Source organism: Natrinema sp. LN54, from assembly GCF_052439245.1.
Lineage (GTDB): Archaea > Halobacteriota > Halobacteria > Halobacteriales > Natrialbaceae > Natrinema > Natrinema versiforme_A.
In genome coordinates, this window is record NZ_JBQVRP010000003.1 from 46,453 (window position 1) to 62,900 (window position 16,448).

Sequence of the window (16,448 nt, forward strand, 5' to 3'; positions counted from 1 at the left end):
CGGTCGCGTCTCTATTTCTCACTCGCGACGATCGTCCGGCGAGCCGTCGCCGATATCGTAAGCGATCGCGCTATCGAGCGGTCCAGCCACCGTCGACGGAGAGAACGTGACCGGTTACGAAGTCGCTCCGGTCGCTCGCGAGGAACAGCGCCGCGTCCGCGACGTCCTCGGGTTCTCCGAAGCGCGGCCACGGGGTCCGGTTTTCCCAGTCCTCGAGCAGGTCTTCATCGGTTTCGCGCCACTCGTGATTCTGTGCGGTCTTGATGATTCCGGGTGCCAGTGCGTTGACGTTGACCTCGTCGTCGGCGTAGTCGAGTGACAGCTGTCGCGTGACGTTCGCGACGCCGCCCTTCGAGGCGCAGTACGCCGCGCTGTTTTCGCCGCCGACGAGGCCGTAGATCGACGCGAGATTGATGATCTTCGCGTTGTCGCTGTCCCGGAGCGCGGGTATCGCCGCCCGCGTAAGGAGGAACGTCCCGCCGAGGTTGACATCGATAATGTCGTTCCACGCCTCGTCCGGCGTCTCGTGGGCCTGATACTGGTGATAGATCCCGGCGTTATTGACGAGGATGTCCAGTCCGCCGTACTCGGAGACGGCGGTTTCGACCGCCGCTTCCGCGTCGTCGGCGCTCGAGACGTCGGTTTCGACGAACGTCGCGTCCGCACCCGCTTCCTCGAGTTTCTCGAACACCGGTCGTTCGTCCTCGAGTTTCGGTTCTTTGCGGATGTCCGCGACAACGACATTCGCACCTTGTCGGCCGAATTCCGCCGCGATGGCGTTTCCGATGCCGGAGCTCGCTCCGGTAACCAATGCTGTCCGTCCGTGTAACCGTTGTGAGGCCATTACACCCATACCTCAGCAGTTCGATAATAATAATGGTATCGATGCCGCCGGTCCGATCGGCTGCAGCCCTGCCGCTGCCCGCGTGCTTCGAACGGTCACTGCGAGCGCGGCACTAACTCCGTCGGTCACTCCGCCGGAAATTGCTCTAGCGGGTCGGCCGTGGCCGTCAGTGCGAGTGCGAGTTTGATTCGCGCCTTCTGTGCGGAGAGGTCGCCGGCGAACCCGACGCCGTGTTGACGCAGCGTCTCGCCGCCGCCCGGATTTCCGTAGACGGGGGCCGTGGCTCCGCCGAGACAGCGCGAGGCAACGACGACCGGGACGCCCGCGTCGAGCGCGTCGGCGATCGCGTCGCTGAGGGCTGCGGTCGTGTTACCGAGACCGGTGCCTTCGATAACGAGGCCGTCGACGCCGGCATCGACCGCCTCGTCGACGGGATCGCGCGGACAGTCGGCGTAGCTCGGAACGATCCGGACCGCCGCGTCCGGCACGACGGGGTCGAAGAGCGCGTTCGCCTCAGGCGGCGAGTAGTGAAACCGGAAGCCGCCGTGATCGAGCGAGGCGACCGGCCCCGAGTCGGGCGACCGGAACGTATCGAGGCGGCTCGTGTGGGCCTTCGTGACGGACCGCGCCTCGTGGAGTTGCTCGTCGAAGGCGACATAGGAGCCGCCGGCCGCCTGCACCGCGTCGTGGTCCGCGGCTCGGACCGCGGTAACGATGTTCGCGGGCCCGTCGGGACTGATTTCGTCGGGTCGGCGCTGTGCGCCTGTGAACACGATCGGAGTGTCGCCGCCCAGAGTCTGGTCGGCGAAAAACGCCGACTCCTCTAAGGTGTCCGTTCCGTGAGTCACGACGATCGCGTCTGCACCCGCCGAGATTGCCGCCTCGGCTCGCCTGACGATCGTCACCATCGTCTCGAAGTCCATGGTGAAACTCGGAATCTGTGCGACCTGTTCGACCGAGACGGACGCGTAGTCGTCAATCTCGGGAATGTCCGCGAGCAGTTCGGACCCCTGCTTGTCCGGCTTGGCACCGTCATCCTTGCCGGTGCTTGCGATCGTGCCACCTGTGCTGAGTATATGAACGTTTGAATTCATGCTATCTGTGGGATGATATTTGCTGCACCTAATCGTTTCGAAGCGAGAAGCGGGAGCGGACGGAAGTGGGAGTGGAGATCGGAGACATCGGTTAGTTTGCCGTATTGCGGATGACGAGCCAGCCGGCGATGAGCAGGAGGACCGTCGAGAAGACTGTCGTCACGCTGCCGAGGGCGAACAGTTCCGGCGTGGCCCGATCGGCTGACGCCACCGAGAACACCTGAATCGGCATCGTCGTTTCCCGGCCGACGAGCAACAGCCCTCGCTCGGCTTCGTTGTACGAGAGCGTGAACGCGAACACCGCCGCCCCGAGCACCGTCGGCAGGATCTGCGGCAGGACGACCTTGCGAAAGCTGGTGAGCTTGCTGGCACCCATCACCTGCGCCGCCCGCTCGTTTTCCCGCAGGTTCGGCGGGAAGCCGGCGAGCAACACGATCACGGCAAAGGGGAGCGTCCAGACGACGTGGACCGGAATCGCGAGCATGAGCCCCCGGTTGAGCTGAAACACCTGTGTCAGCAGTAGCAGCGTGCCGACGCCGTACGTGATCCCCGGCGTGATGATGCCGAGAATAATGAGATACAACATCCCGCGCTGCCCCCAGAAATCGTACCGGTACGCGAGGGCGGTCGCCGTCGCGAGTAGCGTCGTGATTACGGTCACGACCAGCGCGAGCTGGATCGACCGGGAAATCGCACTCCACATCGTGCCGTTCGCGAACAGGGACTCGTAGGCCTCGAGCGTAAAACCGGCGAAGGGCGCCGTCACACCGCCGGTGTTAAACGAAAACACCAGCAGGGAGATGATCGGCGCGTAGATGTAGATCGCCATCAGGACGAAGTACGCCGTTACTAGTCGCTTGGTGTTGAGCCGATTCAGCAGCCTCGTTACTGTAGATCCGTCTGTTGAACTCTGGCGAGTAGCCATCACCCAATGTGGTACCCCATCACACATAAAACATGGTTTTTTACAGGACGGCCTCGCCTGCTGGCGACTTCGTCGCCGCTGCAACAACAGTCATAAGGCTCGAAAACCGATTTCAGATCAGATCATGTCCCTAGACGAAAGTGAGATTTCTTTTCCGCAAGCAAACATCGCAGCGATCAAAGGGATCGCAGGTGTTCTCGCTCCGTCGCTCGGCCCCGTGTCACACGACAAGTTCATCGGGGAACGGACCGCCTCGCAGGGGGTGTCCTCGCCCGGCGGGGTCGCGTACGACGAGTACGTCGTCACCGGTGACGGACGAACGATTCTAGACGCGCTGCCGCTGGAACACCCGATAGCGCCCGTCGTCAGACGAGTCGCAGGCGACGAGTTTCCGGAGGACACCGAAACGGTCGGCGAACACGTCACCGACGGCGTCACGTCGACGGTCCTGCTGCTCGCGTCGCTGCTCGACGAAGCCGAGACGCTGCTCGAGCAGGGCGTTCACCCGACGACCGTGCGACAGGGGTACGTCGACGCGCTGTCGATCGCGACGGACTCCCTGCGCGACTCGCGCCAACGGCTGGATTCGTTTTCGGACCCCGCGGCGGCCGAGCTGGCGGTCGCACGAACCGCGATGACCGGCAACGACGTGGGCGGGATGGCCGACCGATGGGCCGAGTTCGCGTGCGAGGCGGCCGCCGAGGTCGGATATCCGACGCCGGAAACGTTCGGCGTGGAGGGAGTGTCGACCGGCTCGATCGAGGACTCGAGGCTGCTCCGGGGGACCGTCCTCCCGAGAAACGAGATCGCCTCCGAGCGGATGCCGACCGCGGTCGACGACGCGACCGTCCTCGTCCTGTCGGGCTTCGAACGCGGGGACGCGGGGGACGGCCGCGTCGGCGGTCTCCGGAACCCCGAACTCACACAGGAGGCAACGATCGAGGTCTCCGAGCCGGGGGATATCGTGGGGTACGAAGATCTGTATGCGGAGCGGCGGGGCGGGATCATACGGGCGCTCATCGAGCACGATGTCGACGTCGTCGTCACCCGACTCGGGATCGACGATCGCTACCAACGGCAGCTCGCCGACGCCGGTATCCTCGCCGTTCGCGGCGTGAACCGACTCAAACTTGCACGGATCGCCAAGGCGACAGGGGCGAATCAGGTCAGGGACCCGAGCGACATCAGCGCTGACGACCTCGGCTACGCGGGACGAGTCGAGCAGCAACGCGCCGAGAAACGGAGCAGGCGGCGGGGTCGACGGCGGATCGTCGTCTTCGACGGCTGCCGGAATCCCGACTCGATGACCGTCTTCCTCCGCGGAAACTGGGGGGAACTCAACTCCGAGGCGGCGCGGCAACTCCGTAAGGCTACCGCCGCAGTCGCGTCGGCGCGCGGCGAACACGGTCGGTCGGCTGGCGTGGTGCCCGGCGGCGGCGCGGCCGACATCGGTGTCGCGCGGGACGTTCGGGCGGCGGCACCCGGGACGGGCTCTCGCCCCCAACTCGCGATGGACGCCTTCGCCGACGCCGTCGAACGGATTCCCTACGGGCTCGCGAAAAACGCAGGTCTGGATCCGATCTCGACGCTCGCCGACCTCAGAGAGGCGGCGAGTAACACGGGGTATGAGACCGGACTGGTGCTTCCTGAGGGAGTCGTCACCGACGTGGAAGAACGCGGCGTCCTCGATCCGTTCGCTCTGAAGACGTGGATCTACGTGACCGCAGTCGAAGTCGCCGGAGCGGTCCTCCGCATCGACGACGCCATCGACGCCAAAACGTCTCGAGAGCCTGCCGACGAGGGGGACGTGATCTTCGATGATCACGCCGAGAAACACCGAGATCACCTGGACGAACATGGCACGGACGGAACCGTCTGGGAGTAGGTTCGGTTACTGACGGCGCGCCGGTATCGGTTTTCAGGCGTATTACGCCGGAACTGCTTGACCGACGAGGGAGCCATTGGTTACAGCAATTCGACTGCAATCGGATGCAACGACCAACGATTCGATCCGCGGAGTCTCACTGGCCAACTCGTATCGGATTGGAAGGTAGAACTCGAGTCGAAAACGGAGACGGCGGCGCTAGTTCTGTGCGATCTCGCTGATATCGACGACGCGGAACAGTGCGAAGACGAACGCGAAGATCACGACCAGTAGCATGATCGACATCGCCGACGCGTTCGGGTAGTGGAGTCCGCGCTGGACCTCTTGGTAGATGAGCCCGGTAAGGGTCGCAGAGCCCGAACTGAGGAACTGCGGGATGGTGAGGTTCCCGATCGCGAGGACGAAGGTGAACATGCAGCCGATGGCGACGCCGGGCAGGCTGAGCGGCCACGTGACGTTGCGGAACGTCGCGATCGAATCAGCGCGCAGCGTCTCCGAGGCGTCGAGCAGATCCTCGTCGATCTGGGACAGCGAGATGTAGATCGGCGCCGCCATGAACACGAGGAAGTTCTGGAGGTATCCGACGACCTGCGAGAAGAGGCTAAAGATGAGCCACCGAAGCGGTTCGTCGATGATCCCGATCGAGAGGAGGACCCAGTTGATGGCCCCGGATCGACCCAGAATCGGGAACCACGCGATCGTCCTGATGAGCTCCGAGGTCCAGAACGGAATCACGAGGAACAATAGCAGGATGATCCCGCCCAACTCGCTGGTGTAGAACCGGAGGTAGTATGCGATGGGATAGGCGAACACGAGCGTGAGGAGCGTCACCAGGATGCCGGTTCCGATGGTGCGGACGAAGACCGCACGGACCGTCCCGTCGGTGAAGACGCGGGCCCACGGATCCAGCGTGAACTCGTATATCACGCTGAAACTCGAGTAGGACATGAAGCTGTAGAAGCCGATCACGGCAAGCGGCAGGAGGAGAAACGCGGTAAACCACGCGACCGTCGGCAGTGACAGCGCGTACGGCTCGCTCAAGCGCAGCCGCGAGCCCTTGCTCGTCGCTCGGTCCGATACTGATCTATCATCGGCGGAATCGGCCGCGGTATCGGTTGTCATTGTGAAGTGTATTACCTGCTATCAGATTACGCGGCGAGGAAGTCGCCCCAGCGGTCCTGCATGTAGTCCGCCTCGTCGGGCCAGATCTGGAAGAACCCGATGTTATCGAAGCGCTCCTCGATGGGGCCGCTGTCACGGGTCGAACCGTCCGAGTTCGGATCGCCCTCCTCGTCGGACCAGTCGTACTCTTGAGGATCGAACAGCGCCGGTTCGTCGACCGCGTCGTAGGTGCTTTCGCCGCGGTACGCCCAGTCGTAGTATTCGGGCCCCATCCCCTCGCCGGAGTCGTCGGAGCCGTCGCGAACGAGTTCCTCGTTCTCGTAGTGGGGAACGGAGTACCCCCATCCCTGAACGAACCCGGGGTACCAAGCGCCGTAGTGAACGTCGTTCAGGAGCGAGCGGACCGCCCCGAGGTTGTCGCGTTCTCGAGCGCCGGGATCGACCGGTGCGATACCGCCGAACCAGTAGCGGTAGCCCTGAATGCCGCCCTCCATGGTTGCGTACGTACACGGCGTTCCCTCGCGCCGGACGTCCATCGCTGCCGGTTGCCAGAGGTCGCCGATCACCGCCTCTTCGCCGGCCATCTGGGTCACGGACTCACCGTAGGCCTCCCACGTCGTCCGGAACTGGCCTGCCTCTTTCTGTTCGATCAGGAAATCGATGGCGGCGTCGAGTTGCTCCTGGGTCGGGTTGTTGAGGTCGCCGATGTCCCCGTCGACCATGTCGGTGTCGACCATGTGCATCAACGCCTGCGGGATGGTGATCGCCGCCGTTTCCCCGATGACCGACTGCCCTTCGTACTGCTCGTCGAACAGGGCGCTCCAGCGCGACGCCTCGTCGACGAACTTGGGGTTGTACCCAACCGCGTCGAAGTTGTACGCGTGTGGCGGGAACTGGAGTTCCGTCTGCTCGTCGTCCGCCCACAGGAGATCGTTGATCGTGTCCGTCTGCGCACCGAGGTAGCTCAGGCGCTCGCCGGGGTTGGTGAAGGCGTCGGAGACTTGCGTTTCGTCCCAGTTGTCTAACTCATCGGTCGGCGTCGGGATCGTGACGTCGGCCAGCGCACCGGCGCCCGAGGTCTCGACACTGTACGCGTCGATCGACGAGTTCTCGCCGCCGAGCAACCGTTGCTGGACCGTCGGGATCGTTGCCGTCGTGACGTCGATCTCGTTGCCGGTCATTTCGCTGTACTTCGCCGCCTGTTCGTCGCGGGCCGACCACGCGGGACCGATCCAGCGGAGGCCGTCATCGCTGCCACCGCCGCCGATACAGCCGGCGAGGCCGGCTGCTGCAGCTGCACTTGCACCCTTGACAAAGTTTCGTCTGTTAATACCAGACATGGTTCTGAGGGTGGTGCGAGATACTATAAAGGTATCGGTGGTGCCGCCGACGGCGGGACGAGGCGACCGACTCCGGCTAATATTACTGGAGCGAAAGTATTTAACTCACTCCGAAGAGGTCATCCGATCGCACTATGGGAGACATAGACATAGCAATCGGGATCGACGTTGATTGTGTCGCCGGCTGGCTCGGTTCCTACGGCGGCGAGGATTCGCCGGCAGACCTCTCGCGCGGACTGTGCGCAGGGAACGAAGGCATTCCACGGATGCTCCAACTCCTCGAGGACGAGGGCGTCAAGGGATCGTGGTACGTCCCGGGCCACTCGATCGAGACGTTCGAGGAAGAAGTCCAAGCGGTCGCCGACGCCGGTCACGAACTCGGTGTCCACGGCTATTCCCACGAGAACCCGACGGACCTCTCGCGCGAGCAAGAAGACGAGATCATCGCCGTTTCGAAGGATCTCATCGAAGACGTCACGGGAGAAGAACCCGTCGGCCACCGTGCGAGCTGGTGGGAATTCAGTGAGAACACGCCGGAACTCGTCGAAAAGCATGACTTCCTGTACGACAGCAGCCTGATGGAGCGGGAGTTCGAGCCGGGGTACATGCGCAAAGGCGACGACTGGGAGCCGATCAAATACGATCAGGAGCCGGAGAGTTGGATGACGCCCTACGAATACGGCGAGGAAACGGACATCGTGGAGGTACCGATTAGCTGGTACCGCGACGACATCCCGCCGATGCTGTTCATCAAGCAGCCGTCGTACAACGCCGGCTACAAGAGCCCCGTGATGATGTACGAGGAGTACTACAAGGCGCAGTTCGACTACCTGTACAACCGACGCGGCGCCGGCGTGTACACCTTTACCATTCACCCGGACATCCACGGGCTCCCGCACATGATCCCGCTGTTCGAGGACTTCATCCAGTACGTCAAGAGCCACGAGAACGCGGAGTTCAAGACAATCGAAGAGATCGCACGGAAGTACGAAGACGATCCGTCGGTCTACGAGAGCGAAGGCGAGTACATATAGAGAGTCGCATTCCGACCGGGACACTCCGCTATTTTTGCGCGTTTTGATCGGTACGTTCGACAGGGATCGCTATCGCCCTGCCATCAGACGTGTAACTCGTACCACCCCTAGTTTGTATCCTGCAAACTTATCCACGAAGCTACGACCGAACAAACATACTATATCGATATAATAGCTAGATCGTAAAATCATACCGGCCTCAAGAGCAGAAACGAGTATGGTCGAAAGAGCGGCCACAGAGATTCGTTTGCAAATAGCAAACGTTGGCGAGAGCCACGATGGTTTGATCCACGGTAACTAGTCTCGTGATTTTCGGAAAATCGCACCAGTGAAGCGGCTTGGGAAAAATTCATACCGTAAGGAGGGAACTAAAGTTGACTGCCGGATTTGCAGGCCACAAACGATTTAGGCGCAGTCATGGTAAGACATCACGATGACAGAGAACCCATCCGACCCCGACTCGCCTCGAACGCTCCAGACGGTCACGAGGACACTAGACGTGATCAAGGCGCTAAAGGAATTAAACGGCGCGACCGTCACCGAGTTAGCGTCTCATCTCGACCTCTCGAAAGGCGGGGCATACAATCACTTGACGACGCTCCGGCAGAACGGGTTCGTGATCAAGAACGGCGACGAGTACGACCTCAGCCCGTGTTTCATCCTGATCGGGGAACACGTCCGTCAGGAGAACCTCCTGTATCGGTTCGGGAAGAAGGAGATCGACAAACTCATCGAAGAAACCGGCGAGTACGCACAACTGGTGACCGAAAAGCACGGACTCGGTATCGTTCTCTACCTGAAACGCGGTGAGAAGGCAATCGGCAGCGACTATCCGGATCAGATGGAACGGAAGCCGCTCGGCCTCCATCACACGGCTGCGGGAAAATCGATCCTCGCGCATCTACCGGACGAACGGGTCGAAGAGATCGTCGACCAACACGGGCTCCGAAAGCGGACTGCAAACACGATTACGGACATCGACGAACTCTTCGAAGAGCGAGAGGCAGTCCGCGAGCGAGGGTACGCCTACAACATCGAAGAAGAGGTCGAAGGGCTCCGAGCCGTCGGGGCGGACATCAAAGGCCCGGACGGGAATATTCTCGGCGCGGTAAGCCTCTCGGGGCCGAAAAGCCGAATGCAGGGCGAACGATTCGAGGAAGAACTTCCGGAAATGGTGATGAACGCCGCCGATGTCATCGAGGTCAACATCAACATGCACGCTCAGTCGACGCAGTTTTGAGAGCGAACAGAGACTGTTACTTCCCGTTTCGTGCGTCCGATCGACACCGTTCTCTTGATCCACAGCCAAGTTTACAACCATATGGCCGTTATCCATCCAATGCGAGCATCCTACTCTGCTCGCCTTCGCGTCCAGAATTAGGACATATGTGATTACAGGTATGTGTTTGTAATTCATCGGAGAGGAGAATCGCACTGGAAGTAGCGAATTTCCAGTCGGTAGCAGCGCAACCATCGAGTTCCGTTTTCGTCCGATAGCAGTACGCTATGCTACTGAGATCACACAGTCGACAATGACTCGATGCTTGCATCTGTGGATATGAAGAACGGGACAGTCGACTCATCCCGCGAGCGACATCACTCTCGATATCCTCGAGCAGTCCCATCGTCGAGACGATGCTGTTGTCATCCTCAACGAAAAAATCTGCGTAGCAACGCCCTATTTGAACCGACCGGTGCATTGTCATGGGGGTGTTTCAATCTTGGCCCGAGCCGAGGATGCCGTTCGGCGTCGGACGACAGGTGAGTCGGTGCGATTTGTCGTGGTTCATTCCAGAAATCGACCGCCTCAACGATTCTCACGCACCGGTCCGATTGGGTTTCGCGAAGCGAGAGGCGATACCGTGGGAACTGATGCAAGTGAATTTTCCACACTATTTAGCAGAAGTATAACTTTGGAGTATAGTTCAATACATCTAGAAGTAGTGTCTCGAGCGCTCGCGAGAGGCCGTTCGCGAGTGAGGAGAGAAGGCCGACCGACAGCCCACCATTGATGCGAGCCGAATCACGTCGTACTCGAGGAAACCGTGATTCGGATCGACTATCGGCAGTACTGGCTGTACGCTGCGGTCGATTCAAAACGAACAGAATCCATCGAATACAGCTGTTTCCGGCGACTACGGTGGCAGTAACTGATCTCACTCTTCCAGCGTCGGTCGAGAAACGTGGCGTCGTCGAGGTCGTGTTTCTCGTCGATAAAGCACGGCGTTTCCAGTCGGGCACTCTGCCGACGCGGGCACCATTTCGAGACGAGAATCAGGGGCATCGGAACGCCACCGAACATGTCTTCAGAGATATAACGCAACGGACCTCTTCGATCGCAAACTGTTCAGTTACGGACAACCATCACTCCCGAATCGGAGCTCTAAGCCGTCGTCATTCTGCCCGGTACGACAACCGAAACACGACCGGCCGGTACCAACGAACTGATTCGTGAACGCCGCCAGTGTCGCGGTCACGGCTCTCGAGTGAGGGCGGCAAGCTTCGAGGGGGCCCTCGAGGGCGACGCTCGCGGATTACCAGGGTCGTCCGTCGTCGCCGTGACTGATCCGGCCGTTCCGGTCACGAACGCGCCGACGCCGATCGATTTCAGGACGGTTCGTCTATCGATATCTAGATAGTTGTGGTTGTCAACTATACGAATTCGTTGCATATATATTCAATAATTTTATCGGTGGATGGAGCCTAGAACGCGCCAGTCGACCTATCGAACCGCCGATATAGCCCGTGAATCGCTTGTACGTCGCATTTTGATGCGACTGTGGCCGACCGACCGAAATCGTATAGTGTTCACTCTTCGGAAACGAATTGGCGATTCCGATCGGCGAGAAACGGTGCTGACCCACGGAACCCACTGGCTCTCGGCCGCACCGTCGAACGTCCATTCGTCATTACCGAACCGTTGGGCCGATCGATCACGCCTGAAACGACCGATCCGAGCCGAAGTCGTCCTATCACTCGCGTCGAATTATACGGCCGTAGGTGTGTAAGGGAGAGAGTACCGTCCGGACGGGGGTCACGTTCGAGACGACCGGAACGGAACCCCGGCTGGAACGCGACGACGGTTCGCGTCGGATAGGACTCACGGCATCAACGGCGTGAGCAGCGGTTCACGGGAGACCAAGAGGACGACGTTGTTGCTCGCGAAGATGGCGTACATGACGACGACCGTGGCCACGAAGCCGATGTCGAACGGCCGCGAGAGGACGTAACCGATCGCGATCACGAAGCCGGCGTAGATGACGGCGGCGAGTACGACGCCGGCGAGTCCGAAGAGGTCGTACAGAAACACCGTCACGGGATTCAGTTCGTACGCGTAGGGCACGACGAAGAACAGGATCGTCGCGACGAGATCGACGAACCAGACGCTGAAAAACGCGGCGCGAAGGCTGGTGGTACCCGGTCTGTCCAACCCGATCCCGATTGAGGATGTTTCCACCATGATGTTCGGATAGAGCGGCCTCCGAGCATTACGCCTTTGACTTGCTGTTTCCGGGCACTGTGAGGGGTTCACACTATCGATATCGGCGGAGATGACACTGTCGTAAACGGCCGCTCGAGGGGCGTCCACGGGGTCCGTTTCGGCCGGTGCTCTCCGGCGTTCGATTCAGCCGTCGGACGAGAGGCGTTCGAAGTCTGGGTCAGGACAGCCGTTCGGTTTCGACGGGACGTGTCGGTACGCGCGCAACTCGTCGTCCGCGGCGACAGTCAACAGGATGTCGTCCGCCGCGATCTCGTCGAAGCGATCGACCGAAAGCACGAGCTGGTCGACGACTGCCTCCCCGTCCTCGAGCAGGAGGACGACGTGTTCGCCGTCGACGATCCGATCGACGACCCCGATGTACAGATCGGTGCCGTCGAGGACGTCGTCGGTCGCGTTATCCGTTGGCTCAGACGAGTCACCGGTACTCGCACCGGCGGTCGTCACTGCGGCGAGCCCGCCCGTGCCGAGCGCACCGAGCGTTCGAAGGACTGTCCGTCGCGGTCGTCGGGAGTGTTCCGACATACCCCCGTTGGCCGCGGATTCCCTGATAAACCCTCGGACGGTCTGCCCCACCGCTCAGCCGGCTGACTGGACTCGCCACTGACTGGACGTCTCGTACCCCAACTATCGATACTTTTCATTTATCTTTAATAACTTGTAAGTCGATATGCCGGATTGGATTTCGAGACTATCGACACTCGAGCGACCCGTCCGCAATAGGGCCGACTAAAGCCGAGCTACTGACGCTGATAGCCCGGGACCGGAGATACTCCTCGGAGACAGGAACGGCGAGTAGCCTGTCGCCGTCTCCTCGTGTGGCCAGTAGATGACAGCTCACTAGTTATCACGTATTGGCGATAGATACGCGAGGAGGCCGACATCCCATAACAGTAGTACGATTGTTATGGCTGTTGAGAGTGAGAATCGTTCGACGCTAGTCGACTGACGAACCATCGCAGTCGCACGCATCCGTCTCGAGCAGCGAGGCAGTGTCGTACTGTCGATCGCAGACCGCACAGAGGCCCTGCAGTCGGCTCTAGTCCCGGACCCGTCTGCAGTTCAGTCATCGAAGGGTCCGTCCCGGAAGCCGAAGACAGGCGTTTCGATGCGGAGATGAGGGAATTCACTATGCGGGATGAGTTCGACGTGTTTCGAAGCGAGCGTTCCAGCATGCGGAAAGTGTGGTGAATATCCGGGTCCGTTCGCTCGACGATGTCGAGTCGTCCGACCAGTGTTTCATCCAGTAAAATGTCGTTCCCGGACGGCGGTCCGATTCACCGGTCTGCGAGAACGACGCGGTCGATCAGACACTGCCGGGTTCGTCAGTCCGATTTCGGGTCCGTCAGCCGTACGCGAGGGTGACCCTGATTTCGCCCGCCTTGTCCCGGAGTCGCGTCGGGAGCTCGTCGTGGACGCGCTCGTCCGTGAATCGGCTGGTCGGCCCGAAGACGGCCAGCGAGCCGAGGAACTCGTCGTCGGGCGTGTAGACGGGGACGGCGACGCCGCGGAGTCCGTCCATATGCTCCTGATTGTTCACCGCGTACCCGCGCTCGCGGATCGTCTCGAGTTCGTCGAACAGCGCGTCGGGGTCAGTGATCGTGTTCGACGTAATCGGCTCGAGTCCGACCTCGTCGACGTAGCCGGAGACCGCCTCGTCGTCCCACTCCGCGAGAATGAGCTTGCCGGAGGCCATCGAGTGCAGCGGCCGCCGCTGGCCGATCATCGTGTTCGAGAGGCTTCCGTAGCGGTGGACGTAGACGGCCTCGTTGTCCTCTTCGACGATGAACACCGCTCGTTCGTCGGTCTCCTGTCCGAGTTCGAACACCGCTCGCTTGGCGGCCGTGTATCCCACTTTTCGGGATCGAGCCTGTTCGCCGAGTTCGACGAAGCGGAACCCGACGTAGTAGTTCCCGTCGCGCTCGATCACGTAGCCCAGATCAGTAAGCGTTTGCAGGTGTCGGTAGACGGTGCTCTTCGGGAGGTCGGTCCGTTCCGTGAGGTCTGCGATCGTGACGCCCTCCTCGGCTTTGAGCGCCTCGAGGAGCGCGAACGTCTTCCGCGTCGTCGAGACCCCCACACCCTCGGGCTCGGTCTCGTCCCGATCCGTGTCCATATCCGTAGATATTCACAGACCGCAATCAATGTTCCGGATACTGAAACGGAGGTGTCGCCTGACGGGACGAACCTTCCGTCTCCGGATTCGCGTCGACGAGGAGTCCTCGAGTCGGTCCGCGATCGGAGAACGCGAAGTGAGAAAAAGCGAAAAGCGAAGCCGAACTGCCGGATCGCGGCGTTACTGGTAGGCGGGAATGCCGGTGAACTCCTCGCCGAGAACGAGGGTGTGGATGTCGTGAGTACCCTCGTAGGTGTAGACGGTCTCCATGTTGGACATGTGACGCATCGGGGAGTAATCGGTGGTGATGCCGTTGCCGCCGAGCATCTCGCGAGCGATCCGGGCCTGATCGCGGGCCGTCCGGACGTTGTTTCGCTTCGCCATCGAGACGTGCTGGGGCCGCATGTCGCCGCGTTCCTTGAGTTCGGCAAGGCGGTAGGCCAGCAGTTGGGCCAGCGTGATCTGCGTGCCCATCTCCGCGAGCTTGCGCTGTTGAAGCTGGAACTGACCGATCGGACCGCCGAACTGGTCGCGATCCGTCGCGTACTGGCGGGCCTCCTCGAAGCAGTCCCGGGCAGCGCCGATGGCACCCCACGCGATCCCGTAGCGGGCCTGCGTGAGACAGGACAGCGGTCCCTTCATCCCGGAGACGCCGGGCAGGACGTTCTCCTCCGGCACGTAGACGTCGTTCAGCCCGATTTCGCCCGTGATCGAGGCGCGCAGGGAGAGCTTCTCGGTGATCTTGTTCGTGCTGACGCCGTCGCGGTCGGTCTCGACGAGGAAGCCGCGAACCGGATCGTCTTCGGCCGAGCGGTCCCGCGCCCAGACGATCGCGACGTCGGCGATCGGCGAGTTCGTGATCCACGTCTTCGAGCCGTTCAGGACGTAGCCGTCGTCGTCGCGTTCGGCGGAGGTCTCCATCGCCGACGGGTTCGAGCCGTGTTCGGGCTCGGTCAGGCCGAAACAACCGATCGCCTCGCCCCGACCCATCGCCGGCAGCCACTCCTCTTTCTGTTCCTCGCTCCCGTAGGCGTGAATCGGATACATGACGAGCGCGCCCTGGACCGACGCCATCGAGCGCAGCCCCGAGTCGCCCGCCTCGAGTTCCTGCATCAAGAGCCCGTAGGCCGTCTCCGAGACGTTCGGCGACCCGTAGCCCTCGAGGTTCGGCGCGTAGAAACCAAGTTCGCCCATCTTCGGGATGAGCTCCTTCGGGAACGTCCCGTTCTCGAAGTGCTCGCCGATATCGGGTTTGACGTGTTCGTCGACGAACTCCCGGGCGGTGTCCCGGATCATCCGCTCTTCCTGGTCGAGGTCCGCCTCGAGCTGAACGAAATCCAGCATACGTCATACTTCGCCAAGGGCGCAATAGGCGTTGCGATACCTGTTATCAGGTCGATACCTGAGTGACACGTCAGGGGTGTTTCGCGGCGGATTGCACGCTATACACTTGATATTATTTTACAATCAATTGTTTTATACCGTGTGAGATATGTATGTTCGGATAATAGCGGAAGGATTATACGAGGGAGTTATGTAACGACTTGGCATGGTGGATCGACCTATTTCCACGAACACGGGGACAACTCGACGATCGCTGCTCGCGGCAACCGGAATCGGCACGGCCACGGCACTGGCCGGGTGTCTCGGCGGCGAAGGCGGCGATGTCGAAGAGGGCACCGTTCGGATGCGAACGTCGCAGGCGTCGACGACGGCCTACTCTGCCAACGAGGGCATCGCACAGGTCATCAATGACAACAGCGACGACCTCAACGTCGAAGCGCGCACGAGCGAGGGCACCGAAGCGAACCTCGGTGCGCTCAACAGCCAGGAGGCGGAAATGGTCTACATCCAGAACTGGTCGGCCCAGGAGGTCCAAGAAGGGGCGGGCGACTTCGACCAACTCGAGTTCGAGATGGCGCAGGTGTTCCACTTCTATGACCTGCCGTGGTTCTTCCTCTCGCAGAGCCTCGAGTCGCTGTCGGAGATCGAGTCGGGAACGACGGTCTCGCCGACGCCCCGAGGGTCGGGCACGGCCCCCGCACTCGAGCGGGCACTCGACTACGCGACGGACGACTACAACCGGACGAGCGTCGGGTACGGTGACCAGAGCGGGTCGCTCAACGAGGGCAGCCTCGACGTCGGGGTCGGCACGTACATGAACTTCAGCATCGTGCCCGGTTGGGTGCAGGAAATGCTGAACTCCGCCGATCTGAACATCCTCGACGTGGACGATTCGACCCTCGAGGAGTGGGAGGGCGACGACCGCCTGCTCATTCAGTCGTTCAGCGGCGACGAGATCGACGGCACCCAGAACGCTCCCGACGAGGTTCACTGTCCGACCTTCGCGTACAACTTCGTCTCTCGAGCCGACCTCGATTACGACACCGTCTACAACTTCCTCGAGACGATGCACGAAAACCGCAGCGCGCTCGAGGACTACAGCGCCGTCCTCGCCCGACTCGACGACGAGGAGTTCTGGGTCGAGAACATGTACGACGACGTTCCGTTCCACGCCGCCGCGGCGGACTTCTACGAGGAGATCGGCGTCTGGCAAGACGAGTTCGAACGAGCCGAAGAGCCGTAACT

Annotated in this window: 14 protein-coding genes; 4 read left to right on the top strand and 10 right to left on the bottom strand. The window is 61.2% G+C overall.

Translation table 11 applies throughout. From position 1 onward, the window contains the following. Window positions 1-70 precede the first annotated feature (70 nt). The 3 genes from ACT4ML_RS09585 to ACT4ML_RS09595 form a co-directional block, all read right to left on the bottom strand. Window positions 71-844, bottom strand: coding sequence for an SDR family NAD(P)-dependent oxidoreductase (locus ACT4ML_RS09585; RefSeq protein ID WP_444720660.1), 774 nt, complete (start codon window positions 842-844; stop codon window positions 71-73). A gap of 125 nt (window positions 845-969) precedes the next feature. After that, on the bottom strand, window positions 970-1,938 hold the full coding sequence (locus ACT4ML_RS09590) for an asparaginase (protein ID WP_444720661.1): 969 nt from the start codon (window positions 1,936-1,938) through the stop codon (window positions 970-972). A 91-nt stretch (window positions 1,939-2,029) separates the two neighbouring features. Beyond that, window positions 2,030-2,863, bottom strand: a complete 834-nt coding sequence (locus ACT4ML_RS09595; RefSeq protein WP_444720662.1) for an ABC transporter permease — start codon at window positions 2,861-2,863, stop codon at window positions 2,030-2,032. 124 nt (window positions 2,864-2,987) lie between these two features. Between ACT4ML_RS09595 and ACT4ML_RS09600 the strand changes: the two genes are divergently transcribed. Further along, a complete protein-coding gene (locus tag ACT4ML_RS09600; protein ID WP_444720663.1) occupies window positions 2,988-4,748 on the top strand; it encodes a TCP-1/cpn60 chaperonin family protein in 1,761 nt (586 codons plus the stop codon). Window positions 4,749-4,946: 198 nt separating this feature from the next. On the opposite strand, the gene ACT4ML_RS09605 is transcribed toward ACT4ML_RS09600, so the two are convergent. Beyond that, window positions 4,947-5,870, bottom strand: a complete 924-nt coding sequence (locus tag ACT4ML_RS09605; RefSeq protein ID WP_444720664.1) for an ABC transporter permease — start codon at window positions 5,868-5,870, stop codon at window positions 4,947-4,949. Window positions 5,871-5,896: 26 nt separating this feature from the next. Continuing rightward, a complete protein-coding gene (locus tag ACT4ML_RS09610) occupies window positions 5,897-7,210 on the bottom strand; it encodes a twin-arginine translocation signal domain-containing protein (RefSeq protein ID WP_444720665.1) in 1,314 nt (437 codons plus the stop codon). A 134-nt stretch (window positions 7,211-7,344) separates the two neighbouring features. Between ACT4ML_RS09610 and ACT4ML_RS09615 the strand changes: the two genes are divergently transcribed. Both ACT4ML_RS09615 and ACT4ML_RS09620 read left to right on the top strand, forming a co-directional pair. After that, the gene (locus ACT4ML_RS09615; RefSeq protein ID WP_444720666.1) at window positions 7,345-8,244 is read left to right on the top strand and encodes a polysaccharide deacetylase family protein; all 900 of its coding nucleotides are present in this window, start codon (window positions 7,345-7,347) and stop codon (window positions 8,242-8,244) included. Between the two features lie 433 nt (window positions 8,245-8,677). Further along, a complete protein-coding gene (locus tag ACT4ML_RS09620; protein WP_444720667.1) occupies window positions 8,678-9,484 on the top strand; it encodes an IclR family transcriptional regulator in 807 nt (268 codons plus the stop codon). Between the two features lie 1,233 nt (window positions 9,485-10,717). On the opposite strand, the gene ACT4ML_RS09625 is transcribed toward ACT4ML_RS09620, so the two are convergent. The 5 genes from ACT4ML_RS09625 to ACT4ML_RS09645 all read right to left on the bottom strand — a co-directional run bounded on the left by ACT4ML_RS09625 (window position 10,718) and on the right by ACT4ML_RS09645 (window position 15,203). After that, a complete protein-coding gene (locus tag ACT4ML_RS09625; RefSeq protein ID WP_444720668.1) occupies window positions 10,718-10,915 on the bottom strand; it encodes a hypothetical protein in 198 nt (65 codons plus the stop codon). Between the two features lie 429 nt (window positions 10,916-11,344). Beyond that, window positions 11,345-11,704: a hypothetical protein gene (locus tag ACT4ML_RS09630; protein WP_138246408.1), complete on the bottom strand. Its 360-nt coding sequence runs from the start codon at window positions 11,702-11,704 to the stop codon at window positions 11,345-11,347. A 165-nt stretch (window positions 11,705-11,869) separates the two neighbouring features. Then, a complete protein-coding gene (locus ACT4ML_RS09635; protein WP_444720669.1) occupies window positions 11,870-12,268 on the bottom strand; it encodes a hypothetical protein in 399 nt (132 codons plus the stop codon). Window positions 12,269-13,088: 820 nt separating this feature from the next. Continuing rightward, window positions 13,089-13,859: an IclR family transcriptional regulator gene (locus tag ACT4ML_RS09640; protein WP_444720670.1), complete on the bottom strand. Its 771-nt coding sequence runs from the start codon at window positions 13,857-13,859 to the stop codon at window positions 13,089-13,091. Between the two features lie 180 nt (window positions 13,860-14,039). After that, window positions 14,040-15,203: an acyl-CoA dehydrogenase family protein gene (locus ACT4ML_RS09645; RefSeq protein WP_138246411.1), complete on the bottom strand. Its 1,164-nt coding sequence runs from the start codon at window positions 15,201-15,203 to the stop codon at window positions 14,040-14,042. A 205-nt stretch (window positions 15,204-15,408) separates the two neighbouring features. Here ACT4ML_RS09645 and ACT4ML_RS09650 point away from each other — a divergent pair, with 205 nt between their 5' ends. Next, the gene (locus tag ACT4ML_RS09650) at window positions 15,409-16,446 is read left to right on the top strand and encodes a TAXI family TRAP transporter solute-binding subunit (protein ID WP_444720671.1); all 1,038 of its coding nucleotides are present in this window, start codon (window positions 15,409-15,411) and stop codon (window positions 16,444-16,446) included. The last annotated feature ends 2 nt before the right edge of the window (window positions 16,447-16,448 follow it).

Coding starts and splice junctions, on each gene's coding strand:
- ACT4ML_RS09610 (WP_444720665.1), bottom strand. CDS start 7,210: ATGTCTGGTATTAACAGACGAAACTTTGTCAAGGGTGCAAGTGCAGCT.
- ACT4ML_RS09600 (WP_444720663.1), top strand. CDS start 2,988: ATGTCCCTAGACGAAAGTGAGATTTCTTTTCCGCAAGCAAACATCGCA.
- ACT4ML_RS09625 (WP_444720668.1), bottom strand. CDS start 10,915: ATGCAACGAATTCGTATAGTTGACAACCACAACTATCTAGATATCGAT.
- ACT4ML_RS09620 (WP_444720667.1), top strand. CDS start 8,678: ATGACAGAGAACCCATCCGACCCCGACTCGCCTCGAACGCTCCAGACG.
- ACT4ML_RS09615 (WP_444720666.1), top strand. CDS start 7,345: ATGGGAGACATAGACATAGCAATCGGGATCGACGTTGATTGTGTCGCC.
- ACT4ML_RS09590 (WP_444720661.1), bottom strand. CDS start 1,938: ATGAATTCAAACGTTCATATACTCAGCACAGGTGGCACGATCGCAAGC.
- ACT4ML_RS09635 (WP_444720669.1), bottom strand. CDS start 12,268: ATGTCGGAACACTCCCGACGACCGCGACGGACAGTCCTTCGAACGCTC.
- ACT4ML_RS09645 (WP_138246411.1), bottom strand. CDS start 15,203: ATGCTGGATTTCGTTCAGCTCGAGGCGGACCTCGACCAGGAAGAGCGG.
- ACT4ML_RS09605 (WP_444720664.1), bottom strand. CDS start 5,870: ATGACAACCGATACCGCGGCCGATTCCGCCGATGATAGATCAGTATCG.
- ACT4ML_RS09650 (WP_444720671.1), top strand. CDS start 15,409: ATGGTGGATCGACCTATTTCCACGAACACGGGGACAACTCGACGATCG.
- ACT4ML_RS09595 (WP_444720662.1), bottom strand. CDS start 2,863: ATGGCTACTCGCCAGAGTTCAACAGACGGATCTACAGTAACGAGGCTG.
- ACT4ML_RS09640 (WP_444720670.1), bottom strand. CDS start 13,859: ATGGACACGGATCGGGACGAGACCGAGCCCGAGGGTGTGGGGGTCTCG.
- ACT4ML_RS09585 (WP_444720660.1), bottom strand. CDS start 844: ATGGCCTCACAACGGTTACACGGACGGACAGCATTGGTTACCGGAGCG.
- ACT4ML_RS09630 (WP_138246408.1), bottom strand. CDS start 11,704: ATGGTGGAAACATCCTCAATCGGGATCGGGTTGGACAGACCGGGTACC.